The 26,729-nt window shown below is 75.0% G+C and carries 20 protein-coding genes; 13 read left to right on the forward strand and 7 right to left on the reverse strand.

Features of this window, described 5'->3' with window-relative positions; genetic code table 11:
- Positions 1-85 precede the first annotated feature (85 nt).
- The 6 genes from ACFYVJ_RS20885 to ACFYVJ_RS20910 are packed head-to-tail and all read left to right on the forward strand — an operon-like array spanning position 86 to position 6,911.
- Positions 86-1,336: a spermidine/putrescine ABC transporter substrate-binding protein gene (locus ACFYVJ_RS20885; protein ID WP_388893471.1), complete on the forward strand. Its 1,251-nt coding sequence runs from the start codon at positions 86-88 to the stop codon at positions 1,334-1,336.
- Positions 1,333-2,490: an ABC transporter ATP-binding protein gene (locus ACFYVJ_RS20890; protein ID WP_388893473.1), complete on the forward strand. Its 1,158-nt coding sequence runs from the start codon at positions 1,333-1,335 to the stop codon at positions 2,488-2,490. Before ACFYVJ_RS20885 ends, ACFYVJ_RS20890 begins: the two co-directional genes overlap by 4 nt.
- On the forward strand, positions 2,487-3,407 hold the full coding sequence (locus tag ACFYVJ_RS20895) for an ABC transporter permease (protein ID WP_388893475.1): 921 nt from the start codon (positions 2,487-2,489) through the stop codon (positions 3,405-3,407). Before ACFYVJ_RS20890 ends, ACFYVJ_RS20895 begins: the two co-directional genes overlap by 4 nt.
- The gene (locus tag ACFYVJ_RS20900) at positions 3,407-4,198 is read left to right on the forward strand and encodes an ABC transporter permease (RefSeq protein ID WP_388893477.1); all 792 of its coding nucleotides are present in this window, start codon (positions 3,407-3,409) and stop codon (positions 4,196-4,198) included. The genes ACFYVJ_RS20895 and ACFYVJ_RS20900 overlap by 1 nt, the downstream gene beginning before the upstream one ends.
- Positions 4,195-5,664, forward strand: coding sequence for an NAD(P)/FAD-dependent oxidoreductase (locus ACFYVJ_RS20905; RefSeq protein ID WP_388893479.1), 1,470 nt, complete (start codon positions 4,195-4,197; stop codon positions 5,662-5,664). The genes ACFYVJ_RS20900 and ACFYVJ_RS20905 overlap by 4 nt, the downstream gene beginning before the upstream one ends.
- Before the next feature lie 20 nt (positions 5,665-5,684).
- Positions 5,685-6,911: a saccharopine dehydrogenase family protein gene (locus ACFYVJ_RS20910; protein ID WP_388893481.1), complete on the forward strand. Its 1,227-nt coding sequence runs from the start codon at positions 5,685-5,687 to the stop codon at positions 6,909-6,911.
- Between the two features lie 52 nt (positions 6,912-6,963).
- Here the strand turns inward: ACFYVJ_RS20910 and ACFYVJ_RS20915 are convergent, their stop codons facing one another.
- The gene (locus ACFYVJ_RS20915; protein WP_388893483.1) at positions 6,964-10,344 is read right to left on the reverse strand and encodes a BTAD domain-containing putative transcriptional regulator; all 3,381 of its coding nucleotides are present in this window, start codon (positions 10,342-10,344) and stop codon (positions 6,964-6,966) included.
- Positions 10,345-10,494: 150 nt separating this feature from the next.
- Here ACFYVJ_RS20915 and ACFYVJ_RS20920 point away from each other — a divergent pair, with 150 nt between their 5' ends.
- Complete coding sequence (locus tag ACFYVJ_RS20920) at positions 10,495-11,046, forward strand: NAD(P)H-dependent oxidoreductase (protein ID WP_388893485.1); 552 nt, start codon at positions 10,495-10,497, stop codon at positions 11,044-11,046.
- Positions 11,047-11,082: 36 nt separating this feature from the next.
- Entirely contained in the window at positions 11,083-12,696 is a 1,614-nt protein-coding gene (locus ACFYVJ_RS20925; protein WP_388893487.1) for an MFS transporter, read from the forward strand.
- Positions 12,697-12,813: 117 nt separating this feature from the next.
- Here the strand turns inward: ACFYVJ_RS20925 and ACFYVJ_RS20930 are convergent, their stop codons facing one another.
- Both ACFYVJ_RS20930 and ACFYVJ_RS20935 read right to left on the reverse strand, forming a co-directional pair.
- Positions 12,814-13,563, reverse strand: a complete 750-nt coding sequence (locus ACFYVJ_RS20930) for a glycerophosphodiester phosphodiesterase (RefSeq protein ID WP_388893591.1) — start codon at positions 13,561-13,563, stop codon at positions 12,814-12,816.
- Complete coding sequence (locus ACFYVJ_RS20935) at positions 13,506-14,573, reverse strand: adenosine deaminase (RefSeq protein ID WP_388893489.1); 1,068 nt, start codon at positions 14,571-14,573, stop codon at positions 13,506-13,508. The genes ACFYVJ_RS20930 and ACFYVJ_RS20935 overlap by 58 nt, the downstream gene beginning before the upstream one ends.
- 100 nt (positions 14,574-14,673) lie before the next feature.
- Between ACFYVJ_RS20935 and ACFYVJ_RS20940 the strand changes: the two genes are divergently transcribed.
- The 3 genes from ACFYVJ_RS20940 (at position 14,674) to ACFYVJ_RS20950 (ending at position 16,897) form a co-directional block, all read left to right on the forward strand.
- Positions 14,674-15,084 (forward strand): DUF4190 domain-containing protein, encoded by a 411-nt coding sequence (locus tag ACFYVJ_RS20940; RefSeq protein WP_388893491.1) that lies wholly within the window; start codon positions 14,674-14,676, stop codon positions 15,082-15,084.
- 41 nt (positions 15,085-15,125) lie between these two features.
- A complete protein-coding gene (locus ACFYVJ_RS20945; RefSeq protein ID WP_388893493.1) occupies positions 15,126-16,217 on the forward strand; it encodes a DUF4190 domain-containing protein in 1,092 nt (363 codons plus the stop codon).
- Positions 16,218-16,384: 167 nt separating this feature from the next.
- Positions 16,385-16,897: a hypothetical protein gene (locus tag ACFYVJ_RS20950; protein WP_388893593.1), complete on the forward strand. Its 513-nt coding sequence runs from the start codon at positions 16,385-16,387 to the stop codon at positions 16,895-16,897.
- On the opposite strand, the gene ACFYVJ_RS20955 is transcribed toward ACFYVJ_RS20950, so the two are convergent.
- The 3 genes from ACFYVJ_RS20955 to sigJ all read right to left on the reverse strand — a co-directional run bounded on the left by ACFYVJ_RS20955 (position 16,842) and on the right by sigJ (position 20,310).
- Positions 16,842-17,762, reverse strand: a complete 921-nt coding sequence (locus ACFYVJ_RS20955; RefSeq protein WP_388893495.1) for a phosphatase PAP2 family protein — start codon at positions 17,760-17,762, stop codon at positions 16,842-16,844. The two genes, ACFYVJ_RS20950 and ACFYVJ_RS20955, sit on opposite strands and share 56 nt — an antisense overlap.
- Complete coding sequence (gene gabT / locus ACFYVJ_RS20960; RefSeq protein ID WP_388893497.1) at positions 17,759-19,117, reverse strand: 4-aminobutyrate--2-oxoglutarate transaminase; 1,359 nt, start codon at positions 19,115-19,117, stop codon at positions 17,759-17,761. The genes ACFYVJ_RS20955 and gabT overlap by 4 nt, the downstream gene beginning before the upstream one ends.
- Before the next feature lie 275 nt (positions 19,118-19,392).
- On the reverse strand, positions 19,393-20,310 hold the full coding sequence (sigJ, locus tag ACFYVJ_RS20965) for an RNA polymerase sigma factor SigJ (protein ID WP_388893594.1): 918 nt from the start codon (positions 20,308-20,310) through the stop codon (positions 19,393-19,395).
- A 454-nt stretch (positions 20,311-20,764) separates the two neighbouring features.
- Between sigJ and ACFYVJ_RS20970 the strand changes: the two genes are divergently transcribed.
- Together ACFYVJ_RS20970 and ACFYVJ_RS20975 are read left to right on the forward strand one after the other, a co-directional pair.
- Positions 20,765-23,083, forward strand: coding sequence for a hypothetical protein (locus tag ACFYVJ_RS20970; protein WP_388893499.1), 2,319 nt, complete (start codon positions 20,765-20,767; stop codon positions 23,081-23,083).
- A 250-nt stretch (positions 23,084-23,333) separates the two neighbouring features.
- The gene (locus ACFYVJ_RS20975; RefSeq protein WP_388893501.1) at positions 23,334-25,172 is read left to right on the forward strand and encodes a PucR family transcriptional regulator ligand-binding domain-containing protein; all 1,839 of its coding nucleotides are present in this window, start codon (positions 23,334-23,336) and stop codon (positions 25,170-25,172) included.
- A 48-nt stretch (positions 25,173-25,220) separates the two neighbouring features.
- Here ACFYVJ_RS20975 and ACFYVJ_RS20980 read toward each other — a convergent pair whose 3' ends face one another.
- Entirely contained in the window at positions 25,221-26,576 is a 1,356-nt protein-coding gene (locus ACFYVJ_RS20980; RefSeq protein WP_388893503.1) for a phosphatidylserine/phosphatidylglycerophosphate/cardiolipin synthase family protein, read from the reverse strand.
- Between the last annotated feature and the right edge of the window lie 153 nt (positions 26,577-26,729).

Genomic DNA, 26,729 nt, shown 5'->3' on the forward strand with positions numbered 1-26,729 from the left:
CGCACCGCTCGCCCGGCCCGGCAACGCACCCCCTGCCCACGCGCCCCGCAGCCCACTGGCCCGTCCCCGAGGAAGGCCGACCCCCATGGATCCGTTCGCCTCACTCCCCGAACCCATAGCGAGGGCCTGGGAGCGCAGCCTGACCAGCGGCCGCGCTGCCATGTCCCGGCGCCGGCTGCTCGCCGCGGGCGGCGCGCTGGCCGGGGCCGCGGCGCTGCCCGCGCTCGGCGCGTGCGGTATCCCGGCCGCCGACAGCGGCGGCCCGGACGGCGAAGCCGCCGCCGCCAAGGACTACTCGAAGCAGGAGAAGGAGCTCGCCTTCTCCAACTGGCCGCTCTACATCGACGTCGACGACGAGAACGAGAACGTCCGCCCCACCCTGGAGCGCTTCCAGGAGCGCAGCGGTATCCGCGTGAAGTACACCGAGGACGTCAACGACAACGTCGAGTTCTTCGGCCGCATCAAGCCGCAGCTCGCCGCCGGCCAGGACACCGGCCGCGACCTGGTGTGCCTGTCGGACTTCATGGCCGGCCGGCTCATCCGGCACGGCTGGGCGCAGCGCCTGGACCCGCGCAACCTCCCCCACGCCAACGTCAACCTCGAACCGCGCTTCCGCAACGCCGCGCACGACCCGGGGCGGCAGTTCACCATGCCGTGGGCGGGGCTGGCCACGGTCGTGGCGTACAACAAGAAGGCCACCGGGGGCCGCGAGGTCTCCTCTGTCGCGCAGTTGCTGGAGGACGACAGCCTCAAGGGCAAGGTGTCGCTGCTCACCGAGATGCAGGACACCATCGGCATGACGCTCATCGACATGGGCAAGTCGCCGACGAAGTTCACCGACGACGACTTCGACGCCGCCCTCGCCCGGGTGCAGAAGGCCGTGGACGGCGACCAGCTCCGCCGCTTCACCGGCAACGACTACACCGAGGAACTGGTCAAGGGCGACATCGCCGCCTGCCTGGCGTGGGCGGGCGACATCGTGCAGCTCCAGTTGGACACCGACGACATCGAGTTCGTGATCCCGGAGAAGGGCTACCTCTACGCCACCGACGACCTGCTCGTCCCCGCGAGGGCCCGGCACAAGACCAACGCGGAGAAGCTGATCGACTACTACTACCGGCCCGGCGTCGCCGCCGAGCTGGCGGCCTGGGTCAACTACATCTGCCCCGTCGTCGGCGCCCGCGCCGAGATGAAGAAGATCGACGCGTCGCTCGCCGACTACCCGCTGATCTTCCCCGACCGGCAGATGATCGACAAAGGCCAGGTCTTCATGTCGATGAACGACGACAAGGAGACCGCGTACCAGGACAAGTGGTCCAAGGTGATCGGGGCGTGAACGCGGTGACGGAGCAGCGGGCGGGCGTCACGCTCACCGGGATCAGCAAGAAGTTCGGCGACGTCACCGCCGTGCACCCCCTGGACCTCACCGTCCCCCGGGGCTCGTTCTTCGCCCTGCTCGGCGCCTCGGGCTGCGGCAAGACCACCACGCTGCGGATGATCGCCGGCCTGGAGCGGCCCACCACCGGCACCGTACGCCTCGGGGACGAGGACGTGACCGCCCTGCCGCCGCACCGGCGCAAGGTCAACACCGTCTTCCAGAGCTACGCCCTCTTCCCCCACCTCGACGTCCGCGACAACGTCGCGTTCGGGCTGCGCCGCCGCGGCATCCGGTCGGTGGCGAAGGACGTGCGGGAGACGCTGGAGCTGGTCGAGCTGGGGCACCTCGCGCGCCGCAAGCCGCACCAGCTCTCCGGCGGCCAGCAGCAGCGCGTGGCGCTGGCCCGCGCGGTCGTCAACCGGCCCGAGGTGCTGCTGCTCGACGAGCCGCTGGGCGCGCTCGACCTGAAGCTGCGCCGGCAGATGCAGTTGGAGCTCAAGCGCATCCAGACGGAGGTCGGCATCACGTTCGTGCACGTCACGCACGACCAGGAGGAGGCCATGACCATGGCCGACACCATCGCCGTGATGAACGCGGGCCGGGTCGAGCAGCTCGGCGCGCCCGTCGAGCTGTACGAGGACCCCGCCAGCTCCTTCGTCGCCAACTTCCTCGGCCAGTCCAACCTGATCGCCGCCGAGATAGCCGGCACCGCCGGCGCGGACCTGCTGCTGTCCGCCGCCGGCGACGTCAAGCTCGCGCTGCCCGCCGCCCGGTGCCGCGCCCGGTCCACCGCCGTCGGCACGCGGGTGCTCGCCGGGATGCGGCCGGAGAAGATCTCCCTCACCCACCGCGACGCGGCCGTGGACGCCGTCCCCGACGGCCGCAACCGGATACCCGGCACCGTCGTCGACGCCTCCTTCACCGGCGCCGCCACCCAGTACGTCGTCGCCAGCCCCGTCTGCCCCGAGCTGTCGGTGTTCGTGCAGAACGTCGACCGCGACCCCGGGCTCGTACCGGGCGCGGAGGTCGTCCTGCACTGGAACCCGGCCCATACGTTCGGGCTCGACGGCGACCAGGACATCGACGCGGGTACGGGCGAGGAGGCCCTGTGACCACGCTCGCCGCCCCGCCGGAGGCGAAGCCCGAGGCGCCGGAACCCCCGCCCCCGCGCCGCCGGCTCACCCCGTACTGGCTGCTGCTGCCCGCGGCGCTGTGGCTGCTGGTCTTCTTCGCCGCACCGCTGGTCTACCAGGCGTCGACCTCCGTGCAGTCCGGCTCCTTCGAGGAGGGCTTCGAGGTCACCTGGCGGTGGGCCAACTACACCGACGCGCTCGACCAGTACGCCGAGCACTTCGCCCGCTCCTTCGGCTACGCCGCCGTGGCCACGGTCCTCTGCCTCGCCATCGGCTACCCGCTCGCGTACATGATCGCCTTCCGCGCCGGGCGCTGGCGGGGCGTGCTCCTCGTCCTCGTCATCGCCCCCTTCTTCACCAGCTTCCTCATCCGGACGCTGGCGTGGAAGACGATCCTGTCCGACAACGGCCCGCTCGTCGGCGCCCTGGACACCCTGCACATCCTGGACGTCACCGCGACCCTCGGCCTGACCACCGACGACCGGCTGCTCGCCACCCCGCTGGCGGTGGTGTGCGGACTGACGTACAACTTCCTGCCGTTCATGATCCTGCCGCTGTACACCTCGCTGGAGCGCGTCGACCCGGGCCTGCACGAGGCCGCGCAGGACCTCTACGCCCGCCCGCTGACCGTCTTCCGCCGGGTGACCTTCCCGCTGTCGATGCCCGGCGTCGTCGCCGGCACGCTGCTGACGTTCATCCCCGCCTCCGGCGACTACATCAACGCCCAGCTCCTCGGCTCGCCGAAGGAGCAGATGGTCGGCAACGCCATCCAGAAGCAGTTCCTCAACGTGCTCGACTACCCGACCGCCGCGGCCATGTCCTTCCTGCTGATGGCCGCCATCCTGATCATGGTGACCGTCTACATCCGCCGGGCCGGCACCGAGGAGCTGGTCTGATGCGCTGGATCCGCCGCCACCTCGTCGTCATCGCCGGCACCCTCGCGCTGGTCTACCTGCTGCTGCCCAACGTCGTCGTGCTGGTCTTCTCCTTCAACGACCCCGCGGGCCGCTACAACTACACCTGGCAGTCCTTCTCCACCGACGCCTGGACCGACCCCTGCGGCGTCGCCGGCATGTGCGACTCCGTCGGCCTCAGCCTGCAGATCGCGCTCGCCGCGACCGTCGCCGCCACCGTCATCGGCACCCTCGCGGCGTTCGCGCTCGCCCGGCACCGCTTCCGCGGCCGGGCCGCGGGCAACTCGCTGATCTTCCTGCCGATGGCGATGCCCGAGGTCGTCATGGCCGCCTCGCTGGGCACCCTGTTCCTCAACATGCGGGTCGAGTTCGGCGTGACGACGATCCTCATCGCGCACATCATGTTCTGCCTCAGCTTCGTCGTCGTCGCGGTCAAGGCGCGGGTGGCGAGCATGGACCCGAAGCTGGAGGAGGCCGCCCGGGACCTGTACGCGGGCCCGCTGCAGACGTTCCTGCGGGTCACGCTGCCGCTGGCGGCGCCGGGGATCGCGGCCGGGGCGATGCTGAGCTTCGCGATCTCGCTGGACGACTTCATCATCACGCAGTTCAACGCGGGCCCCTCCACTGTCACGTTCCCCATGTACGTCTGGGGCGCGTCGCAGCGCGGCATCCCGGTGCAGGTGAACGTCATCGGCACGGCGATGTTCGTGGCCGCGCTGGCGCTGGTGGTCGCCGGGCAGGTCGTCGGGGCGCGGCGGAGGTCACGGGCATGACGGACCCCGCACGCTCCCTCGCGTCCGCCGCCCCGCGGCCGTACTGGCTCGACGACCCCGGCCGGCCCGCGGCGCTGCCCGCGCTCACCGGCGCGGAGGAGGCCGACCTGCTCGTCGTCGGCGGCGGCTACAGCGGTCTGTGGACGGCGCTGCTCGCCAAGGAGCGCGGGCCGGGCCGCGACGTCGTCCTCATCGAGGCCGCCGAGTGCGGCTGGGCCGCCTCCGGCCGCAACGGCGGCTTCTGCGCCGCGTCGCTCACCCACGGCCTCGGCAACGGCCTGGAGCGCTGGCCCGAGGAGATCGGCACGCTGGAGCGGCTGGGCGCGGAGAACCTGGACGCGATCGGCGCGGCCGTCGACCGGTACGGCATCGACTGCGACTACCGGCGCACCGGCGAGATCACGGTGGCCACCGAGCCGTACCAGCTCGACGAGCTGAGCGAGTTCGCCGAGGAGGCGACGCGCCGCGGGCTTGGCGAGGGGCTGCTGCTCATGGACCGGGACGCGGTCCGCGCCGAGGTCGACTCGCCGACGTTCCTCGGCGGGCTCTGGGACCGCGACGGCGTGGCCATGGTGCACCCGGCGCGGCTGGCCTGGGGCCTCAAGCGGGCGTGCCTGGAGGCGGGCGTACGGATCTACGAGCACACCCCGGGACTCGCCCTCGCCCCCGCCGGCGGAGGAGGCGGCGGGGGCGGGGCGTTCCGCTCCGCGGGGGTCCCGGGCGTGCGGGGGCGCGGCGGCGGCGCTATGGAGGTGCGCACCCCGTACGGGCGGGTGCGCGCGCCGCACGTCGCACTCGGCACCAACGCCTTCCCGAACCTGGTCCGCCGGGTCCGCCCCTACCTCACCCCCGTCTACGACTACGCGCTGATGACCGAGCCGCTGTCCGCCGCGCAGCGCGACGCCGTGCGCTGGCAGCGCCGCCAGGGACTCGCCGACAGCGCCAACCAGTTCCACTACTTCCGCATCACCGCCGACCACCGCATCCTGTGGGGCGGCTACGACGCCGTGCACCACTTCGGCGGTGCGGTGCGCGCCGAGTACGACCAGCGCCCCGAGACCCATCTGAAGCTCGCCCGCAACTTCCACCGCTGCTTCCCGCAGCTCGCGGACGTCCGCTTCACGCACCGCTGGGGCGGCGCCATCGACACCTGCTCCCGCTTCGCCGCCTTCTTCGGCACGGCCCACGCCGGCCGCGTCGCGTACGCCGCCGGATACACCGGACTCGGCGTCGGCGCCAGCCGCTTCGGCGCCGAGGTGATGCTCGACCTGCTCGCGGGCGAGCGCACGGAGCGCACGGAGCTGCGGATGGTGCGCAGCAAGCCGCTGCCGTTCCCGCCGGAGCCGCTGGCGTGGGCGGGCATCGGGCTGACGCGGTGGTCGCTGGCGCGGGCGGACGCGGGCGGCGGGCGGCGGAACCTGTGGCTCCGGGCGCTGGACCGCATGGGCATGGGCTTCGACAGTTGACGGACGCAGGGAGTGGGCAGATGCGCATCTTGCTGGTGGGCGCGGGCGGCGTCGGTACGGCGATCACCCGGATCGCGGCGCGCCGCGACTTCTTCGAGGCGATGGTCGTCGCGGACTACGACCCCGGCCGCGCGGAAGCCGCGGTCGCCCATGTCCGGGCCGCCCACCCGGGGGCTTCCGGCGCCCGGTTCACGGCGGCCCGCGTGGACGCCGCGGACCGCACGGCGGTGGCCGACCTGCTGCGTACGCACCGCTGCGACGCGCTCCTCAACGCCACCGACCCCCGCTTCGTCATGCCGCTCTTCGAGGCCGCGTACGACACCGCCGCCACCTACGTCGACATGGCGATGTCCCTGTCCCGCCCGCACCCCTCCCGCCCGTACGAGGAGTGCGGCGTGAAGCTCGGCGACGAGCAGTTCGCCGCCGCCGACCGGTGGGCCACCTCGGGCCGCCTCGCCCTCGTCGGCATGGGCGTGGAACCCGGCCTCTCCGACGTCTTCGCGCGCTACGCCGCGGACGAGCTCTTCGACACCGTCGAGGAGATCGGCGTACGCGACGGCGCGAACCTCACCGTGGACGGCTACGACTTCGCGCCGTCGTTCTCCATCTGGACGACTATCGAGGAGTGCCTCAACCCGCCCGTCATCTGGGAGGCCGGCCGCGGCTGGCACACCACCGAGCCCTTCAGCGAACCGGAGGTCTTCGACTTCCCGGCCGGCATCGGTCCGGTGGAGTGCGTCAACGTCGAGCACGAGGAGGTGCTGCTCGTGCCGCGCTGGATAGACGCGAAGCGGGTCACCTTCAAGTACGGGCTGGGGGAGGAGTTCATCGACGTCCTCAAGACCCTGCACAAGCTGGGCCTGGACCGCACCGCCCCGGTCGCGGTCGGCGACGCGAAGGTCTCGCCGCGCGACGTGGTCGCCGCCTGCCTCCCGGACCCGGCGACCCTCGGCGACCGGATGCGCGGCAAGACGTGCGCGGGGACGTGGGTGCGCGGCACGAAGGACGGCGGGCCGCGGGAGGTGTACCTCTACCACGTGGCGGACAACGAGGAGACGATGGCCCTGGACGGCGTCCAGGCTGTCGTCTGGCAGACGGGCATCAACCCGGTGATCGCCCTGGAACTCCTGGCCACCGCCCAGTGGACCGCCGCGGGCGTCCTCGGCCCGGAAGCCCTGCCGCCCAAGCCCTTCCTGGACCTCCTCACGGCCTACGGCTCCCCCTGGTCCCTACGCGAAGGCGGCTGACCCGGGGTACGGCGCAGACCGTGACCCCGGTACGCGCGGCGGCCCCGCCCGCTCATGCCTCCGCGGCCGGGAGGTCTTCCCAGGCTGTCGTGCTGCCCTTTGCCAGCTCCGCTGCCAGGTCCGCCGGGGACAGTGCCGTGCGGAGGCGGGTGGTGATGCGGTCGGTGTCGAAGCGTTCGGCTGCGGGGAGGGGGGCGCCCGCGGCGGCGCGGAGGGCCTCGGCCCTGCCGAGGAGGCGGGCGGCTGCCGTGGCGTCGCCGGCCAGGGACTCCGCGCCGGCCAGGCCCTCCAGCGCCAGGGCGAGGGCGCGTGGGTCGCCGGTGGGGCGGGCGGAGGCCAGGCTCTCGCGGTGGTGGGCGCGGGCCTGCTCCGCATCGCCCGCAAGCTCCGCGACGAAGCCCAGCTCGGCGAGGATCAGCGCCGTGCCCACGTCCGACTCGATCTTCCGGTCCCAGTCCAGCCAGTACCGCAGATGCGCCTCCGCCTCCGCCAGTCGGCCCTGCCGGCGGGCGCCCAGCGCCAGGCCGATGCCCGCGAACTCCTCGCCCACCACGTACCCCTGCTCGGCGGCCAGCCGCGCGGCCCGGCCGTGCAGGTCGTCGGCCTGCGCGACGTCCCCCGTGAGCAGCGCGACCCGGCCCAGCATCGACAGCTTGTCCGACACCTCCGACCACAGCCCCAGGTCCTCGGCCATCCGCAGTCCCTCGCGGTGCAGCCGGGCGGCCTGCGCGTAGTCGCCGGTGATCTCCGCGTACGTGCCGAGGGCGTACGTCGCGTGCAACTGGCCCCAGCGGTCGCCGAGTCCGGCGAAGAGCGCCATGCTGCGCTCGCCGTACTCCGCGAGCGCCCTCAGGTCGCCGCGGAGCACCGCCTGCCGCGCGATGGTGCTGGACACCGCGGCGGTGCCCCACTGGTCGCCGAGCGCGCGGAAGACCTCCTCGGCGCGGGCCAGCGGGTCGCCGCCGCCGGGCAGCGGGCCGAGGCCGAGCCGGGTGAGACCGAGGAAGGCGTCGGCGCGGGCGCCGGCGGCCAGTTCGGGGAGGGTGGCGGGCGGCGCCGGGCGGACGGCGGGCAGCGCGTCGGGGGCGAGGGTCTCGCCGAGGCGCAGGGTCATGGCGGCCCGCCAGGTGAGGGCGGTGGTACGGGCCGCGCGTTCCTTCTCCGCGCCGGCCGCGGGGTGGGCGCCGTCGTCCGTCGGGGGCGTCGCCAGGGCGGTGGTGAGGAAGCGGCGGCCCTCGCCGAGGCGGCCCCGTAGCACCCAGTACCAGGCCAGGTCGTTGGCCAGGCCGAGCGCCGTGGCCGCGGCGCCGGTACGCACCGCGTCGTCCAGCGCCGCGCGCATGTTGGCGGACTCGGCGTCGAGGCGCAGCAGCCACTGGCGCTGGGCGGGGCCGCGCAACTGGGGCTCGGCCTCGGCGGCGAGGGAGGCGTAGTACGCGGCGTGGCGGTGGCGTACGGAGGTGAACTCGCCGGCCTCGCAGAGCTGTTCGTGGCCGTAGGCGGCGACCGACTCCAGCAGGTGGTAGCGCGCGGGGGCGACGCCGTCGCCCGGGGTGGTCATGATCAGGGAGCGGTCGACGAGGCGGGCGAGGAGGCCGAGCACGTCGTCCTCGGCGATGCCGCCGCCCGCGCAGACCGTCTCGGCGGCGCGCAGCGTGCAGCCGTCGGCGTGCAGGGAGAGTCGGCGGAGCACGGCCTGCTCGGGGGCGGTCAGCAACTCCCAGCTCCAGTCGAGCATCGCGCGCAGGGTGCGCTGCCGGGCGGGCGCGTCGCGCGGTCCCGCGGACAGCAGCCGGAACCGGTCGCCCAGCCGGGCGGCCAGCTCGTGCACGCCGAGGGCCCTTACGCGGGTGGCGGCCAGCTCCAGGGCGAGGGGGATGCCGTCGAGCCGGCGGCAGACGGTCGCGACCGCGGCGGCGTTGCCCGCGTCGACGGCGAAGCCGGGGGCGACGGCGGCGGCCCGCTCGGCGAAGAGCCGCACGGCTCCGGAGGCGTGGAGCGCGGCGAGGTCGGGGGCGGTGGCCAGGTGCGCGGTGCCGCTCGCGGTGCCCGGGTGTGCCGCGCCGTCCGCGACGGCGTGGCCCGCGGTGCGGGCTCCGGTCGCCGGCGGCGGTACGTCCAGCGGCGCCACCGGCCACAGGTGTTCGCCGCCGACGCCCAGCGGCTCCTGGCCCGTCGCCAGCACGTGCACGCCCGGTGCCGAGGCCAGCAGCCGGGCGCAGAGCGCGGCGACCGCGTCCACGACGTGCTCGCAGTTGTCGAGGACCAGCAGCGTCCGCTTCGTCCGCAGTGCCTCGGCCAGCCGCTCCGCGGGTGCCACGCCGCCCGCGCCGGTCAGCAGGCCGCCGCCGGCGGTCTCGTCCCGTACGCCCAGCGCTGCGGCCACGACCTCCGCCGCCTTGTCCGCGTCGGGGGCGACGTCCTCCGGTGCCGCTTCCGGCCGGGGCGGTGCCAGCGCCGACAGCTCCACCAGCCACACGCCGTCCGGGAACGACCCGGGCAGCCCGCGGGCCGTCTCCAGCGCCAGCCGGGTCTTGCCCACCCCGCCGGGACCCGTCAGGGTCACCAGCCGGCCCGTGGCCAGCAGCGCCCGGACCGCCGCCACCGACTCGTCGCGGCCGATCAACTCGCCGTGCGGCGCGGGCAGGTTGCCCCGTACGGCCGCCTCCTCCCGCTCCGGCGGGCCGAGCGCCGCGTCCTGCTCCAGGATCGACTGGTGCAGGGCGACCAGCTCGGGGCCCGGGTCCAGGCCCAGGTCCTCCGCGAGCTGCGCGCGCAGCCTGCCGTAGCTCGCCAGCGCCTCGCTCTGCCGCCCCGCGCGGTACAGCGCGCGCAACTGCGCGGCGCGCAGCCGCTCGCGCAGCGGGTGGCGGGCGACGAGGTCGCCCAGCTCGTCGGCGAGGAGCGCGTGCTCGCCGAGTTCGAGCCGGGCCTCCGCCTGCTCTTCGAGTGCCGTCAGCCGCAGCTCGTCGAGCCGGGCGATCTCCGCGCGCGCGAACTCCTCGTCGGCGAAGTCCGCCAGCACCTCGCCCCGCCACAGCGCGAGCGCGTCCGCGAGCAGCGCCGCGCGCGCCCGGGGGCCCTCCGCGCGGCGCGCCGCGGCGGTGAGAGCCGCGAAGCGGCCGGTGTCGGTGGCCTCGGGGCCGACGTCCAGCAGATAGCCGGGCGGGCGGGAGACGACGAGCGCGCGGGCGCCGGGCTCGGCGTCCTCCAGTGCGCGGCGCAGTTGGGAGACGCGGGTCTGCAGCGCCCCCGCGGGGTTCGCCGGCGGGCTGCCGCCCCACAGGTCGTCCACGAGCCGGTCGGCGGGCACGGCGCGGCCGGCGTGGATCAGCAGGTCGGCCAGGAGGCTGCGGACCTTCACCTCCGGTACGCGGACCGCCTGGCCGCCGGCCGTCCACACCGCCAGCGGACCGAGCACCCCGAAGCGCATGCGTTCACGGTAACCCAGCGCACTGACAGCGCCCGCCGCCGCAGGCCGGGGCCGTACCCGCAGCGGATCTGAAGCGGATCGGAAGGAGACCTGGAGCGCTCTGCCGGACCGTGGTCCACGTCGTCGCCGGCGAGTGGGAGGAGGCCCCGGATGAGTACGGACGTCACGCTGCGGCTGACCGTCCTCGGCGGTCTCGGACCCGGCCGGGCGGCCGGCGCCGAGGCCCGGTGGCTCGCCGGCCTCGCCGGCCGGCGGGCCCGGCTGGAGGTCGACCTCATCGACCTCGCGGCGGCCTGCCTGCCGGAGCCGTGCCCCGGCGTGCTGCCCGGCGACGCACCGGAGCCGCCCGCCGTACGGGAGCTGCGGCCGTGGCTGGACGCGGCCGACGGGTTCGTCGTCGTGGCCCCGGCCGCGGCCCGGCCGTACCCCGGCGGGCCGTACCCCGCGGAGCAGCACTCCGCCGGGCCGTTGCAGCGCGCGCTGGTGTGGTGCGCCGAGGCGTTCAAGGCGCGGCCGGTGGCGCTGCACGTACGCGCGGGAGAGGAGACCGCACGTGCCCTGCGAACCCTGCGCGCCGACCTCGCCGAGGCGCACGCGCTGACCGTCCACGAGACCGACTGCCCCGACCACGCGCTCGACGAACTCATCTGGTGGGCCCACGCCTTGCGCACCGCCCGCGCCCGCACCCCGTACCCCTTCTGATCGACACCGTCCCCGAACCCCGAAACGAGAAGAATCATGTCCGCAATCGCCCCGGAGGCCACCGCGCTGCGCGCCGGCCCCAGGCAGTGGCTCGGCCTCGCGGTGCTGCTCGCGCCGACGATCCTGCTGTTCGTCACGATGACCGTGCTGTTCCTCGCCACCCCCGACATCGCCGCCGACCTCGAACCCAGCAGCGGCCAACTGCTGTGGATCAACGACATCTACGGCTTCATGATGGCCGGCCTGCTCGTCGCCATGGGCACCCTCGGCGACCGCATCGGCCGCCGCCGCATCCTCCTCTTCGGCGCCGTGGCGTTCGGCGCGGCGTCCGCGGCGGCCGCGTTCGCGCCGAGCGCGGAGGCGCTGATCGGCGCGCGCGCCGTGATGGGCCTGGGCGCCGCGGCGGTGATGCCGTCGACGCTGTCGCTGATCAGCAACATGTTCCAGGACGCCAAGCAGCGTGCCACCGCCATCGGCCTGTGGGCGGCGTCCGTGTCCGTCGGCGTGGCCGTCGGCCCGCTGGTCGGCGGGCTGCTGCTGGAGAACTTCTGGTGGGGCGCCGCCCTGCTGGCGGGCGCGCCGGTGATGGGCCTCGTGCTGCTCGCCGCGCCGTTCCTGGTGCCCGAGTACCGGGCGCCGCAGCCGGGGCGGCTCGACCTGCCGAGCGTGGCGCTGTCGGTGGTCACCATCCTGCCCATCGTCTACGGGGTGAAGGAGATGGCGGCGCACGGCGTGAACGCCACCGCGATCGTCGCCCTCGTCCTCGGCGTCGTGCTGTCCACCGTGTTCGTACGGCGGCAGCTCCGGCTGACCGACCCCCTGCTGGACATGCGGCTGTTCGGCGACCGCACCTTCAGCGGCTCGCTGGCCGTCTTCCTCCTCAGCGCGGTCGCACTCGGCGGCGTGTACCTGCTCTTCACCCAGTACCTGCAGCTCGTCGAGGGACTGACGCCGCTGGAGGCGGGGCTGTGGATCCTGCCCGCGGCGGTGCTGCTGGTGATCGTCTCGATGCTGTCCCCGGTGATCGCCCGCAGGGTGCGCCCGGGGTACGTCGTGGCGGCGGGCAGCCTGCTGTCGGCGGCCGGGTACGTGGTGCTCACCCAGGTCGACAGCGTGGGCGGGCTGCCGCTGCTCATCACCGGCTTCTACCTGCTCTACCCGGGCATCGCGCCGGTGATGGCCCTGGCCACCAACCTGGTCATCGGCTCCGCCCCGCCGGAGAAGGCGGGCGCCGCGTCCGCGGTCAACAGCACGGCCAGCGACCTCGGCGTGGCCCTCGGCATCGCCCTGCTGGGCAGCGTAGGCACCGCCGTCTACCGCGGCGACATGGCGGACGCGGTCCCCGCCGGCGTCCCCGACGGCGCGGACGCCGCCGCCCGCGACACCCTGCCGGGCGCGCTGAGCGCGGCGGAGAACCTGCCGGCGGCGCTGGGCGACGCGGTGCTGGTGCCGGCGAAGGAGGCGTTCGCGAGCGGGCTCAACGTGGCGGCGGCACTCGCCGCGGGCCTGGCGGTCGCGGCGGCCGTCCTGTCGGCGACCCTGCTGCGCCGGGTGCCCGCCGCGGGCGCCCCGCAGCCGGAGCCGGAAGCCGCCCCCGAGCCCCCGCCCGCGCGGGACGAGACCCCGGTACCGGCGGAAGCCGGCCGCTGAGGCCCGTACGCCGTCCTGGACAGCCGGCGCACGGGAGCGGAAGAGAGCCGCGTGGCGGGGGAGTCGAGCCCTCGCCGCGCGGCACCCGCCGTTACGGCGCCTGTTCGTGAGCCGCTCTCAGGAGCCCAGGTGGCGGCGGAGTCCCGCGATGCGGTTGCTGGTGATGGCGTCGACGCCCATGGCCGTCAGCCGGCGCCAGTTGCGCGGCCAGTCGACCGTCCAGCACGACACCTTGTAGCCCGCCTCGTGGTCCTCGCGGACCGTCTCCTCGTCCAGGAGGCCGAAGCGGTAGTTGAGCCACTGCGGGCGCAGCCGCCGCAGCAGGCCCGCGCGGTACGGGACGGGCGAGGAGCACGTCAGCGCTATCTCGGCGTCGGGGTCCGCGGCGCGGATGGTGAGCAGGGCCGCGGTGCCGCCGCAGTAGTACGTACGCGCAGCCGCGTCGGACTCCAGCACCTCGGCGACCACGTGCTCGGCCGCAGCCGGGTCCGGCAGGTCGATGAACGACCGGACGCCCGGGCTGTCCGCCATGACCTTCAGCGCCTCGCGCAGCGTCGGGATGCCGCCCCCGGAGCGCTCCTCGACCTCGGCGTACGTCAGCGAGGCCAGGTTCACCTCCTGCCCCCACAGCCGCTGCAGCGTGCGGTCGTGCAGCAGCACCGGCATACCGTCCCACGTCAGCCGGACGTCGAACTCCACCGCGTCCGCGCCCGCGGCCACCGCGGAGCGCAGCGAGCCGAGGGTGTTCTCGCGTACGACGTACGGATCGCCGCGGTGGGCGACCGCCAGCACGGCGGGCGCGGCCCCCGTCACGGGGCGGACGGGGTCGCGGCCCCGGGGGCGCCGCCGGCGGCGGTCGCGGGCCAGGCTGCGAGGTACGCGTCGATCTCCGCGGTCAGCGCCGTCTTCGCGGCCGGCTCCATGAACGACGCGGTGACCGAGTTCTTCGCCAGCGCCGCCGTCCCCGCCTCGTCCAGGCCGAGGAGGCGGGCCGCCACCCCGTACTCCGTGTTCAGGTCCGTACCGAACATCGGCGGGTCGTCGCTGCCCAGCGCCACCAGCACACCCGCGTCCACGATCTGCCGCAGCGGGTGCTCGTCCAGCGAAGCCACCGCCTTCGTCGCGACGTTGGACGTCGGGCAGACCTCCAGCGCGATCCCCGCCTCCGCGAGGTGCGCCAGCAGCTCCGGGTCCTGCGCCGCGCTCGTGCCGTGCCCGATGCGCTCGGCGCGCAGCTCGGTGACCGCGTCCCAGACCGTCTGCGGCCCGGTCGTCTCGCCCGCGTGCGGCACGCTGCGCAGCCCGGCCGCTATGGCCCGGTCGAAGTAGGGCTTGAACTGCCCGCGCGGCACGCCGATCTCGGGGCCGCCAAGGCCGAAGGCCACGAGCCCTTCGCAGCCGACGTCTATGGCGATCCGCGCGGTCTCCTCGGCCGCCGCGAGCCCCGCCTCGCCGGGGATGTCGAAGCACCAGCGCAGCACGACGCCCAGCTCGGCCTCGGCCCTGCGCCGGGCCTCCTCCAGGGCGTCGAGGAAGGCGCGGTCGGGGATGCCGCGGCTCGTGGAGCTGTACGGCGTGACGGTCAGCTCCGCGTACCGGATCTGCTGCCGGGCCATGTCCCGGGCGATCTCGTACGTCAGCAGGTGCACGTCTTCCGGGTCGCGGACGAGGTCCACGACGGACAGGTAGATCTCGATGAAGTGGGCGAAGTCGCGGAAGGAGAAGAATTCGGCGAGCGCGGCGGCGTCCGCAGGCACCGCGGAGTCCGGGTGCCGCGCGGCGAGTTCGGCGACGATGCGGGGCGACGCGGAGCCCACGTGGTGGACATGGAGCTCGGCCTTGGGCAGACCGGCGATGAAGGAGTCGAGATCGGCCATCGCATCATCGTAGGCCAACGGACTGACGGCGCCGCCCCGGCTCCGTAGCATGTGCGAACGCGCGTGCGCGCGGGGCGCGAGGGCAGCGGAGGGAGCGGACATGGCGGCGAGCAGTCCACCGGCCCCGGCCGCGGCCGGGGCACGGCAGGGACCGGCCGGTCTGGGCACGAAGGCGATGGTCTGCGGCATCGTCGGCGTCACGCTGCTGCCCACGGTCTACGGCATCGTCCTCTCCGTGCTGCTGGGCCCGGCGGCGCTGGTGCTCGGCCTGGTCGCGCGCAGCCGCGCGCGGCGCGACGGCGCGGTCGCCGGGCGCAACGCGGTCATCGGCATCGCGACGGGCGCGGTGGCGTTCGCGGTCGCGGCGGTGGTCATCGTGCTGACGCTGACGGGCGTGATCTTCTCCGGGGACGACGAGGAGGAGAAGCCCGCGGACCGCCGGGACGGGGAGCGCGTGCAGGTGATGACGGACCGGTCGGGCACGCTGCCCTGGCCGGGCGGCGCCGGGTGAACCGGTCCGAGGGGGTGCGGGCGGCTCGTACAGTTGAGCCCATGGAAACGGACCGGCGGGACGACGCGGCGGGGCGAGGTGCGCTCCGCGCGGAGGAGGACCGGGAGGCGGAGGATCCCACCGGGGAGCCCGCCGGTGCGGAGGCCGGGGGCGGCGCGGAGGCGGGCGGGGACGGTGCGGCCGCCGACGTCTCTGCCGGGAACGGCGCGGGTGCGGACCACGGTGATGCGGATGGGGATGCGAACCGGGGTGCGGAGGTGACCGAGGGCCCGGTCACCGGTCCCGCGGACCCCGCGGCCGGCGGGCGGAAAGACCTCCCGGCGCGCCCCGGCAGCGACCTGCTGCCCTCGCCCGACGGCGGTCCGCCCGTGCCCCTCGCGCCCGGCTGGCAGCGGCCGCAACCGGGCCCCGACCCCGGTCCGTACGGCCCGAAGCCCTACCTCCCCGGCCCCTACGCCTGGGTGCCGCCCCCCGGCCCGCGCAACGGCTCCGGAATCGCGGCGCTGATCCTCGGCGTCATCGGCGCCGTCCTCTCGTTCACGCTCCTCCTCAGCCCCCTCGCCGTCATCCTCGGCGGCCTCGCCATCGGCTTCGGCATCGTCACCCTCCGCCGGGTGCGGCGCGGCGAGGCGCGCAACAGGGGCTCCGGGCTGTCGGGCATCTGGCTCGGCGGTGTCGCGGCGGTCGTCGGGATCGGCATGAGCATCCTGCTCGTCGTCCTCGCGGTCGACCTCTTCGCCCCCGTCTCGCCCGAGACGGACAGCGCGGTCGAGGCCGGCGAGACCATCGCGTACGACGACGGCCTGGAGGTGACCCTTCACGCGGAGCCGACCCCGGGCGGCTACCTGGACGTCTGGGTCCGGGTCGAGAACCGCACCGGCGAGCTGGCGACCCTGGCGAACAGCGAGGTCACCGCATACCCGATCGGCTCCGACGGCGGGAACCTGGAGCAGGAGAGCGGCCACGGGCTGCCGCTGACCCTCGCCGACGACCGCGTCGCGGTGGCCACATACCGCTTCGTGCTCGACGAGGGGCCGGGCGAGGTCGAGTTCGAGGTGTCGCCGGGAGGGCCGTACGAGTACGCGTACTGGTGGAAGGACCTCGACGGCCGCACCGACGAGCGCCCCGCCTGACGCACGCCCTGCGGCGCGCTCCGGCGTGCGCCCCTGCCGGGCATTGTGATCCACACCACCCCGGCCATTTCCGTAAAGCCGCATAAGAGCTGCGGCCCTGCCCCCTCTCTCCCGTTGACAGCCGGTCTAGCAGGACCGGTGCGAGGGGAGACGAGGGAATGAGCGTGATGACTGATGCGGGGGCGAAATCCGCGGTGGAGTGGCTGGTCTCGGCGGCGCCCGAACCCGAGAGCTGCCGGTGGGAGTGGGAACGCAACCCGCTGGGGGTGTCGCTGCTGCCCGCCGGGCGGCTTTGGGACGTGCTGATCCTGCCGGGGGAGCTGGGGCGGCCGGCGCTCGACGTGGTCACCCGGATCACCGGCCGTCCCGGCCCGGTGCTCGCGGACGTGACGGACGCGCGGCTCGGGTTCTTCGTGCCGCCGGGGACGGCGGCGCGCTGGGTCGGTACGGGCGTGCGGAGCGCGGGGCGGGGGACGTGGATCGTGGTGCCCTACCCGGGGCGGTCGACCGGCGCGGTGCGGTGGCTGGTGCCGCCGGACGGCAGCGGGTGGCTGACGGATCCGGTGGTGCTGGAGCTGGCGATGCACGAGGCGGCGGCGCACCTCGCGGACGGGCCGGGCGGCCCTACGGGTGCTGCGGGTCCTGCGGACACCGGGGGTGGTCCTGCCGGTGGGGAATGACGCGGGCCGCGGCGTACGCCGTGAGCCGGGCGGCTCCGTACCAGCAGCCGGCGAGCAGCACTCCCGCCACGCACCACCCCGCCAGCACGTCCAGCGGCCAGTGGTACTCCCGCCACACCAGCCCCGCCCCGACCCCGAGCACCACCGCCCCCGCCGCGGCCACCAGCAGCCGCCGGGCGGTGGGGGAGCGGAGCAGCGGCAGCAGGAGCAGCACGGCGCCGCCGTACGCGACGGCGGCGGTGGTGGAATGGCCGGAGGGGAAGAACCCGGCGTAGTCGTCGGCGAGCGGGCCCTTGGGGCCGGGCCGGGCCTGCGCGGACTTCAGCGGGAGGACGACGGCCGGCAGCACGGCGAAGGCGGCGGCCCCGGCGAACAGCGGGACCCGGACGGCGGCCGGGACACGGCGCAGAAGGGGGTGCAGGAGACGAAGGGGGTGCAGGGAGTGAAGGGGGCGAAGGGCGCCGCGGCGGGCGGGGGCGGTCGCGGTACGTCCCGCGCCGCCGGGCGCCGCCCCGGCGCATACCGGCGTACGCCACACCGCGTACAGCATCGCCGCCGCCAGCACCGGCAGCGCCACCCACACCCCGCCCAGGTCGGCCAGCAGCTCCGCGCCCGGCGGGGCGTGCCGGGACAGCGCGGGGCCGGTGCGCTCGTCCAGCCCGCGCACCGGCCCGTCCACCGCGACCTGCCAGGCAAGCAGCCCGTACAGCACGGTGCAGCCGAGGACGGCCCACGCCGCGACCGCCCACCGCCTTGGCGGCGGCGCCTGCCCCGACTCGTGCTCCCGCGCCGGCTCCTGTGCCCGTTCCGCACCCCGCGCCGCCGGTCGGCGCGGGGTGCGCCGTGCTCGTACCGCCTGCCTCACGCGTTCCGCGAGAGCGCCCCTTCCAGAATGTCCAGCCCCTCGGCCAGCAGGTCCTCGCCGATCACCAGCGGCGGCAGGAAGCGCATCACGTTCCCGTACGTCCCGGTGGTCAGCACCAGCAGCCCCTCCGCGTGGCACGCCTTGGCCAGCGCCGCCGTGAGCTGCGGGTCGGGGTCCTTCGTCCCCGGCTTGACCAGCTCGATGGCCAGCATCGCACCCCGTCCGCGGACCTCGCCGATGGCGTCGTACTTGCCCTGCAGCTCGATCAGCCGGCTCTTCATGATCTCCTCGATGCGCCGGGCCCTCGCGTTCAGGTCCAGCTCGCGCATCGTCTCGATGGCGCCGAGGGCGGCGGCGCACGCCACCGGGTTGCCGCCGTACGTGCCGCCGAGGCCGCCGACGTGCGGCGCGTCCATCATCTCCGCGCGGCCGGTGACCGCGGCCAGCGGCAGCCCGCCGGCGATGCCCTTGGCGGTGGTGATGAGGTCGGGGACGACGCCCTCCGCCTCGGAGGCGAACCACTGGCCCGTACGGCAGAAGCCGGACTGGATCTCGTCCGCGACGAAGACGATGCCGTTGTCCTTCGCGAACTGCGCGATCCGCGGGAGGAAGCCGGCCGCCGGCACGATGAAGCCGCCCTCGCCCAGGATCGGCTCGATGACGATCGCCGCCACGTTCTCCGCGCCGACCTGCTTGGTGATCAGGTCGACGGCCTGCGCCGCGGCCTCCTCGGCGCAGTTCTCCGGGCCGGTCAGCCAGCGGTAGGGGTAGGCGACGGGCACGCGGTAGATCTCCGGCGCGAAGGGGCCGAAGCCGTGCTTGTACGGCATGTCCTTGGCGGTGAGCGCCATGGTGAGGTTCGTCCGCCCGTGGTAGCCGTGGTCGAAGACGACGACTGCCTGGCGGCCGGTGTACGAACGGGCGATCTTGACGGCGTTCTCCACGGCCTCGGCGCCGGAGTTGAAGAGCGCCGACTTCTTGGCGTGGTCCCCCGGGGTCAGCTCCGCGAGCTGCTCGCAGACCTCCACGTAGCCCTCGTACGGCGTGACCATCATGCAGGTGTGCGTGAAGTCGGCCAACTGCGCGGACGCGCGGCGGACGACGGCCTCGGCGCTGTTGCCGACGGAGGTGACGGCGATGCCGGCGCCGAAGTCGATGAGCCGGTTGCCGTCGACGTCCTCGACGACGCCGCCGGCGGCGCGGGCGGCGAAGACGGGCATCACCGTGCCCACGCCCTGCGCCACGGCGCCGTTCTTGCGCGCCATCAGCTCCTGGGACTTCGGCCCCGGGATGGGGGTGACAAGCCGCCGCTCCTGGGGGAGCGCGGCGCCTGCGGTGGCGGAAGCGCTGGTCATGGGGGATCTCCTCCGGGTCCGGACGACGATGCTCTCCCTCGCAGGCTAGGGCCGGGCGCCGGGCGGGGGCATGCTACGCGGGGGAGCGGTCTGCCGTGTCGCTTTGTCCACGGTGGACAGGGGGCGGGTGAGCTGCGGAAACGCGGGGGTGCGGGGCGGGGAGGCCGCGGGCTTACGGCGGAGTGGGGGGCGGTCGTACGGCGTACGGGCGGGGGCACCGGCGTACGGCGTACGGACCCGCGCCCTTGCACCGCGGCCCGTAGGGGCCCCGTTCCCTACGCCTCCGGGAAGCGGACCGACGTCAGCTTCTCCGGATTGCGCTGCACGTCGATCGCCGTGATCCGGCCCCCGTCCACGGTGAACGCCGCCACCGACACCTCCCCCTCCGGCCCGTACAGCACCAGCCCCGCGGCCCCGTTGACGGTGACCACGCGCATCGTGCCGGGCGGCAGCGGCCCGCGGCCGAACGCGACCAGCCCGCGCGCCACCCGCTCCGCGCCCCGCACCACCCCTGGCAGCGCCGAGACCAGCCCGCCGCCGTCCCCGCGCCACGCCACCTCCGGATCGAGCAGCCGCACCAGCCCTTCCAGGTCGCCCTCCTGGCAGGCGGCGGCGAACGCCCGCACCAGCCGCCACTGCTCCGCGCGCGGCGCGGGCTCGTGCGGGCGGCTCTGCTCGACGTGCCGCCGGGCGCGGGAGGCGAGTTGGCGCACCGCGGCGGGGGTGCGGCCGACGACCTCGGCGACCTGGGTGAAGGGCAGGCCGAAGACGTCGTGGAGGAGGAAGGCGGTGCGCTGCGCGGGCGACAGCTCGTCCAGCACGACGAGCAGGGCCATGCTCACCGACTCGTCGAGCGTCACCTGCTCCGCCGGGTCGGCCGAGCCGGCCGGGTCGGCCGGGTGGACGACCCCGGCCGGCTCCACGAGCGGCTCGGGCAGCCAGGTGCCCACGTACCGCTCGCGCCGGGAGCGGGCGCTGCCGAGCGCGTCGAGCGCGAGCCGGCCGACGACGGTGGTGAGCCAGCCGCGCAGGTCGCGTATCGCACCCGGCTCCGGCACGCGGCGCAGCCGGAGCCAGGACTCCTGCACGCAGTCCTCGGCCTCGGCGAGGGAGCCGGTGGTGGAGTACGCGACCCGCAGCAGCCGGGGCCGCTCGTGCTCGAAGGCCCGGGCGAGATCGTCGTCGTGCGGCACGCTCACCGCCTCCCTTGCGAGCTGGCCTGGGCGATCGACGGGCGTGGTGCCCCGGAGGTGGTGTTTCTCATGCCCTCAGGACGATGCGGGACGCGGATATGTGACTCCGGGGGTGTGCGTGAGCGTACGGGGGCGGTTGACGCGTGCCCCGGACGGGCACCGGGTCGGTGGGCGGCACGCGCTAAGTTGGGCGGCACGGCGCCGAGTTGCCGCCCGGCGGCGGACTGGGCGCCGGCACGCAAGGTCGGGACCGGCCCCGTAACGGGGCCCGGACCAGCGGAAGGAAGAGCGGACCATGGGCGAGGACGGCCGACGCGGGCCGCGGCAGGCGAGGCCCGACGGAAGAGGCCGACCGGGCTTGCCGCCCCCGAGGCCGTCCGTGCCTCCGCAGCGCCCGGATCGTCCGAAGGCGGCCCCGGGGCAGGGGTACGGGACCGGGCCGGGATACGGGGCGTTGAGCGACCCAGGCGCCCCCTTCCTGGAGTGGATGCGGGAGACCCGCCCCGACGCCGCGCCGGGCGTCTGGCGCTACGGACACGTGGCGCGCCCGCCCGAGGAGCCCGACCGCCTCTCCGACCGCCAGCTCTTCGGCGCCGCCGCGCTGTCGGTGCTCATCGGGCTGATCGCGTGGTCCTTCTACCGCAACGGGGTCTTCCTCTTCGGGATGCTGGACGCGCCGCTGGACTGGTTCACGCCGGACAGTTGGTGGGAGGGCGAGGGCGGCCGGCGGGACAAGCGCGCGGCGTCGGTCGCCAGGGACTTGTACGACACTCTGGTGTTCGCGGGCATCGCGTATGCCTGCGGCCGGGCCGGCGGCTGGCAGGAGCTGTACCAGCGGTACGCCGTGGCGCGTGGCGCGGCCATGGAGGCCGCGCTGACCGGTGTGGCCGGGTTCGCCGTGGTGCTTCTCGTGCTGTCCGAGGCGGTGCCCGTCATGGGCGCGGCCTTCGGCATCCTGCCCCTGTCGTGGTCCGAGGACTGGAACAAGTACCTGAGCGCCGTCTTCGTGTACCTCGTGTACGGGATCGTGCTCGCGGCCCTGCTCTACCCCCTGAGCCGCCTCGGGAAGTGGCGCGAGGTGCTGACGGCCAAGTGGCGCGGCGTACCGCTTGAGGAAGACACAGCCGAGAGGCCCGACGCCGAGGACGCCGAGGACGAAGACCCCGTGGCGTGGGGCGAGTTGCGGGCTGCCGGGTTGGTGGGGGAGGCCGAGGTGCTCGGGGGGGCCGCCCGGGGCGGGGGGATGAACGACGTCGATCTGGCGCGGATAGCGCGGGCCTGGGAGTCCGTACGTGCCCGGCCCGAGCGGCTGCGCGCCTTCGCCGACTCCGTACGGCGCGACGGCCCCGCCGCCTGCCCGCACCCCTCAGGGCTCCGCGACATCGGCCGCCGCGCCTACCGCCACGACCTCGTCACCGGCCAGGTCCGCATCGGCGCCGCCCCCGACGACAAGCGCAACCCCTACGCCTACCGCGGCGGCGGCATCGCCCTCGAACCCGCCCTCCTCGGCACCGGATTACTCGCCGTCGGCCCCGCCGGCAACGTGGTCAGCGACCGCGTCACCGGACCCGTCGCCGAGCTGCTCTGCCTCCAGGCGCTCGCCGGCCGGGCAGCCGTCGTCGTCGTCGGGGCCGCCGGCGCCCCGCTCGGCGACGACGACGCGTACGACGTCGTCATCCGCATCGCCGACCCCTCCTCCCCCCACGACCTCGACCTCTACGGCGGCACCGCCGACCCCGACGAGGCCGCCGCCCTGCTCGCCGAGGCCCTCCTCGGCGGCGACGAGGCCGACTGGGCGCACGCGCGGCCCGCCGTCACCGCCCTCGGCCAGCTCATCGGCGCCTACCAGTCGGCGTACGGCACCTTCCCCGGCGTCGCCGAGCTGCGCGGCCTCCTCGACGGCGACCGCGCCGCCCTCGCCGCGCTGCGGCGCGACTGCGCCGCCGTCGCCGAGGGCGGCGCCGAGGACGGTGCCGACCCCTTCGCCGCCGACCGCGCCGTCGCCGCCCTCCGCGAGCTCGACGCCCGCGAGCGCCAGCTCTCCCGCCCCGGCGACGTCGGCGCCCTCCTCGCCGGCCGGCTCGCCGTGCTCGACCGCCCCGTCTTCGCCCGGTTCTTCGACACCCGCGGCCGCGGCCGCCAGTTCTCCATGCGGGCGCTCGAGCACCCGATGCGGGTACGGATCGTGCTGCCGGAGCGTACGCACGCCGAGGCGTCCCGGGTGCTGGCCCGGCTGCTCCTCGCCCAGTTCACCGCCGCCGCCCCGGCCCGCTCCGACCGCTCCCTCTTCGCCGCCCTCGTCCTCGACGACGCCGCCCGCACCGCCAGCCCCGAGTCCGTACGGGCCATCGGGAGGCTGCGTGCCGCGCACGCCGGCGTGGTGCTGGGGCTGCGCGGGCTCGACGACGTCGCCGAGCCGGTGCGCGGCCCGCTGCTGGCCGCGGTCGGCTGCCGGATGGCGCTGACCGGCGTCAGCACCTGGGACGGCCGGCACTTCGCGGAGGCGTGGGGCGCGGAGTGGGTGGAGGCGGAGGACGTCACACACGTCCCGGATGTCTCCGGTGGACTCATCCGGAAGCTGCTGAGGTGGGTACGGCAGGTCTTCACGGGTACGAAAGCCATGAGCCGCTCGGTGACGGTGCGCACCGTGGAGCGGGAGCGCTGGTCGGCCTCGGAGCTGGCGAACACGCTGCCGCCCGGGCACGCGGTGCTCTCCGTGACGACGGTGGACGGCGAGCGGACGCCTCCGGTGCTGGTCGACTTGCACCACTGAGGCACAATGGCAAGAGCCGTTCATACGGAGCGGCGTAAGACACAGCGACAGTCTGAAAGCGGTCGGAGACCTCCGCGACGGTCGGAGGACGGTGCGGATCGCCGGACTCCGGAGGGCCTGCCGGCCCGCCGGGGCCGGACGGGGCGGTCGGGGCCGGTCGCGTACGCAGCGGCCTGCCCGGCCGGGGCGGTCGCGCAGACAGTCACGAACAGCACGGCGGCCCCGGCCGCCGCAGCAGCCAGAAGGTGCCATGCCCACGCTCGCCTCGCTCGTCCGCCATTCCACCCTCAAGCTCTCCGTCCTCACCGGCACCGACGAGCTGGACGTGGCCGTGCGCTGGGCGCAGACCAGCGAGTTGATAGACCCCGTGCCGTATCTCGAAGGCGGCGAGCTGATCCTGACCACCGCGCTCAAGCTCGACGTCGAGGACGCCGACGCCATGCGCCGCTACATGCGGCGGCTCGCGGACGCCGGGGTGGTCGGGGTGGGCTTCGGCGTCGGCGTGAACGTCGAGACGGTGCCGGAGGCGCTGCTCGCGGCGGCCCGGGAGGCGCGTGTGCCGCTGCTGGAGGTGCCCAGGACGACGCCGTTCATCGCCATCTCCAAGGTGGTCTCCGCGGCCATCGCCGCCGACCAGTACCGGTCGCTGACCCGCGGCTTCGAGGCGCAGCGGGACCTGACCCGGGCGGCGCTCGGCGCGGAGGGCCCGGCGACGGTCGTCAGCCGGCTCGCGGCGCACGTCCACGGCTGGGCGGCGCTGTACGACACGGCGGGCGAGGTGCTCGCGGTCTCCCCGGCGAGGGCGGCGGGGCGGGCGGAGGCGCTGAAGGGCGACGTGGCGCGGCTGCGCCGGCGGCCCGCGCCGGCGAGCGCGGTGGTGGCGGGCGTACGGGCCGAGGAGGCGGAAGCCGCGGAGCCGGCCGGGCAGGCGGACGCCCGCGAGGGCGGGTCCGGAGCCGACGGGCCGGCGGCGGAAGGGACGTCGGCGGGCGGGCCGCCGGCGGACGCGGCGGCAGCGAACGGGGCCGCAGGCGCGGCGGCAGGGGCCGCGGCCGACGCTGCTCCCGGCCGAGCCGACGCCGCCCCCGGCCGCCCGGCGCCGGCCGCCGGCGGACCCGCCGAGGACCGCGTCGAGCTGCAGTCCCTCGGCTCCGGCCGCCGCTGCTGCGGCGTCCTCGCCGTCGGGACCGACGGCAAGCTGGCCCCCGCCGAGCGCTACGCCGTGCACGCCGCCGTCTCCCTCCTCACCCTCGTCACCGAGCGCTCCAGCGCCTTCTCCGCCGCCGAGCAGCGCCTCGGCACCGCCGTGCTGCGGCTGCTGCTCGCCGGCCAGCCCGACCACGCGCGGTCCGTCGCCGGGCCGCTGTACGGGGGGCTGCTGGACGCGCCCGTACGCCTCCTCGTCGCCGAGGCCGCCGCGCCGGTGGCGCCGGTGGGGGAGGGCGAGCCGGAGCCGCTGCCGGAGGCGCTGGGGGAGCTGGCCGACGCGCTGGACGCCGCGGCGGCCGGGTCGGGCGAGGCGTTCCTCGCCGTGCCCGACGCCGGCCGTCTCGTGGTGCTGGCCACGGACGGCGGCGCGGTCGCGGAGGCGGCGGCGCAGCACGCGGGGCGGGTCGAGGCCGCGCACCCGGGCGCCGTGGGGCAGGCCCGCGGTTCCGGCGCGGGGCAGGGGACGCTGCCGCTGGTCGCCGGGGTGTCGGCGCCGGCGGGTCCGGCGGTGGTGACGGTGGCGTACAAGCAGGCCGAGCAGGCGCTGTCGGTGGCGCGGCGGCGCGGGCGGGTGCTGGTGGAGCACGAGGACGTGACGGCGGGCTCGGTGGTGGACCTGCTGGCGGACGACGCGGTGCAGGCGTTCGCGGACGGCACGCTGCGGGCGCTGCGCGAGCACGACGAGCGGGGCCGCGGCGACCTCGTCGCCTCGCTGCGGGCGTGGCTGTCGCGGCACGGGCAGTGGGACGCGGCGGCGGCCGACCTCGGGGTGCACCGGCACACGCTGCGCTACCGGATGCGGCGGGTCGAGGAGATCCTCGGGCGTTCGCTGGACGACCCGGACACGCGGATGGAGCTGTGGCTGGCCCTCAAGGCGTAGCCGGAGCCCGCCGCCCCGCCGGCTGCCGGCCGGCGGGGCGGCGGGGGGTCACGGCGTACGGGCCTTGCAGGTGTCGCGGATCTTGTAGAAGTACGACAGGTACTTCGCGTGGTAGTCCGCGCTCGTGATCCGTACCATCGCCTCGTCCGCGGAACGGAGCCCGGATCCGGTCCAGTTGTGGCTGCCCGTGTAGACGCGCGGCGTGATGCCGCCGTTGTAGTCGCCGTCGAGCAGCCAGAACTTCGTGTGCGTCCGCACGTCGATGCCCGGGCCGTTGGGGAAGTTGCAGAACTGGCGCTGGATGCCCGCGGCGTCGAGGATGCCCTCGACCGTGGCGTCGCCCTCGCTGTAGACGACGTCGACCCAGCAGCCCTGCGCGCGCTTCTGCGCCAGCTTCTGGGCCACCTGCTTGCGGGAGCCGAGGAACTGGAACATGGCGACGCGTATGTCGGTCTGGTGCCGCTTGCCGTCCGTGCCGGTGTACGCGCACGCCACCTCGTCGAGGGCGTTGACGATGGTGTCGCTGGCCGGGTTGCCGTAGTTCGCGTCGCCGCGCGGGAAGAAGAACGCGCGGTAGGGCGAGCCGGTGGGCGTGGACCAGTAGTACGTGCTGTCGCCGGCCGCCGAGTGCCGCAGCCGGCGCTGGTCCTCGTGGAACTTCGCGTAGCCGTCGTGGACGGTGGCGTCGGCGAAGGTCACGGCGTCGTTGTAGGACTCGTTCTTGTACCAGTCGTTGAGGTTGGAGGACGACTGGAAGACGACCTTGTCGTAGCCGCTCCCGTCGTCGAAGGGGCCGACCCTGGTGAAGACGAAGAACTTGTTGTGGTTGTACGCGGGCCCCGGCGGCGGGACCGGGAGGCAGCCGCGCTGCACGTTGTCCTTGCCCGGGTCCTCGAACCGGTCGTCGCAGACGACGATCCACGACGCCTTCGTGTCGTCCGTGCCCAGCGCGCCGCGGAGCGAGGTCCAGGCGGCGCTGCCCTTGTCGCGGGTGTTGTCGTCGACGATCAGCCTGACCGCGACCCCGCGGCGCTGGGCGGCTATGAGGGCGTCGGCGACGGCCGAGTCCTCCAGCTCGAACATCGAGCCGCGGATGGTCTGGCCGGCGGGGGTGGCGTCGATGAGCGCGATGAGCTGGGTGAAGACGGCGCCGCGCTGGGCGGCGGAGCCGAGCGGGTCGTTGAAGACGGGGCCGTTGATGACGGGCTTCGCGACCGCGGCGGCCGGTGCCGCGGCGGTGGACGGTGCGGCGGCCGGCGGCGCTGCGGCCCGTAAGGCGGGTGCGGCCGCGGGCTCCTGCCGCGCCCGCGGCTCGGCGGCGGTGGCGCCGGAGACGAGCGTCGCGGTGAGCGAGAGCAGGACGGCGGCCACGCCCGCGGGCCGCCAGTCGCGTATGCGTCTCATGTGGTGAATCCCCCCTGGGTGCCTGGGAATCGGCGGGTCGCCGAGCACCCTAGAGGGCTGTGCCGCCGGTTGTCAGGGGCCTGTCATGGACGATTCACGGCCGTGCCGGGGCGGGCGGACACGCGAGGACCCCCGGGATCATCCCGGGGGTCC

Origin of the sequence: Streptomyces sp. NPDC004134, from assembly GCF_042874195.1 — a bacterium.
In the GTDB taxonomy this organism is placed as follows: domain Bacteria; phylum Actinomycetota; class Actinomycetes; order Streptomycetales; family Streptomycetaceae; genus Streptomyces.

Bases quoted from the DNA above. Each gene is read 5' to 3' on its own strand.
- ACFYVJ_RS20885 (WP_388893471.1), top strand. From the start codon at position 86: ATGGATCCGTTCGCCTCACTCCCCGAACCCATAGCGAGGGCCTGGGAG.
- ACFYVJ_RS20900 (WP_388893477.1), top strand. From the start codon at position 3,407: ATGCGCTGGATCCGCCGCCACCTCGTCGTCATCGCCGGCACCCTCGCG.
- ACFYVJ_RS20905 (WP_388893479.1), top strand. From the start codon at position 4,195: ATGACGGACCCCGCACGCTCCCTCGCGTCCGCCGCCCCGCGGCCGTAC.
- ACFYVJ_RS20910 (WP_388893481.1), top strand. From the start codon at position 5,685: ATGCGCATCTTGCTGGTGGGCGCGGGCGGCGTCGGTACGGCGATCACC.
- ACFYVJ_RS20915 (WP_388893483.1), bottom strand. From the start codon at position 10,344: ATGCGCTTCGGGGTGCTCGGTCCGCTGGCGGTGTGGACGGCCGGCGGC.
- ACFYVJ_RS20920 (WP_388893485.1), top strand. From the start codon at position 10,495: ATGAGTACGGACGTCACGCTGCGGCTGACCGTCCTCGGCGGTCTCGGA.
- ACFYVJ_RS20925 (WP_388893487.1), top strand. From the start codon at position 11,083: ATGTCCGCAATCGCCCCGGAGGCCACCGCGCTGCGCGCCGGCCCCAGG.
- ACFYVJ_RS20935 (WP_388893489.1), bottom strand. From the start codon at position 14,573: ATGGCCGATCTCGACTCCTTCATCGCCGGTCTGCCCAAGGCCGAGCTC.
- ACFYVJ_RS20940 (WP_388893491.1), top strand. From the start codon at position 14,674: ATGGCGGCGAGCAGTCCACCGGCCCCGGCCGCGGCCGGGGCACGGCAG.
- ACFYVJ_RS20945 (WP_388893493.1), top strand. From the start codon at position 15,126: ATGGAAACGGACCGGCGGGACGACGCGGCGGGGCGAGGTGCGCTCCGC.
- ACFYVJ_RS20950 (WP_388893593.1), top strand. From the start codon at position 16,385: ATGACTGATGCGGGGGCGAAATCCGCGGTGGAGTGGCTGGTCTCGGCG.
- gabT (WP_388893497.1), bottom strand. From the start codon at position 19,117: ATGACCAGCGCTTCCGCCACCGCAGGCGCCGCGCTCCCCCAGGAGCGG.
- ACFYVJ_RS20975 (WP_388893501.1), top strand. From the start codon at position 23,334: ATGCCCACGCTCGCCTCGCTCGTCCGCCATTCCACCCTCAAGCTCTCC.
- ACFYVJ_RS20980 (WP_388893503.1), bottom strand. From the start codon at position 26,576: ATGAGACGCATACGCGACTGGCGGCCCGCGGGCGTGGCCGCCGTCCTG.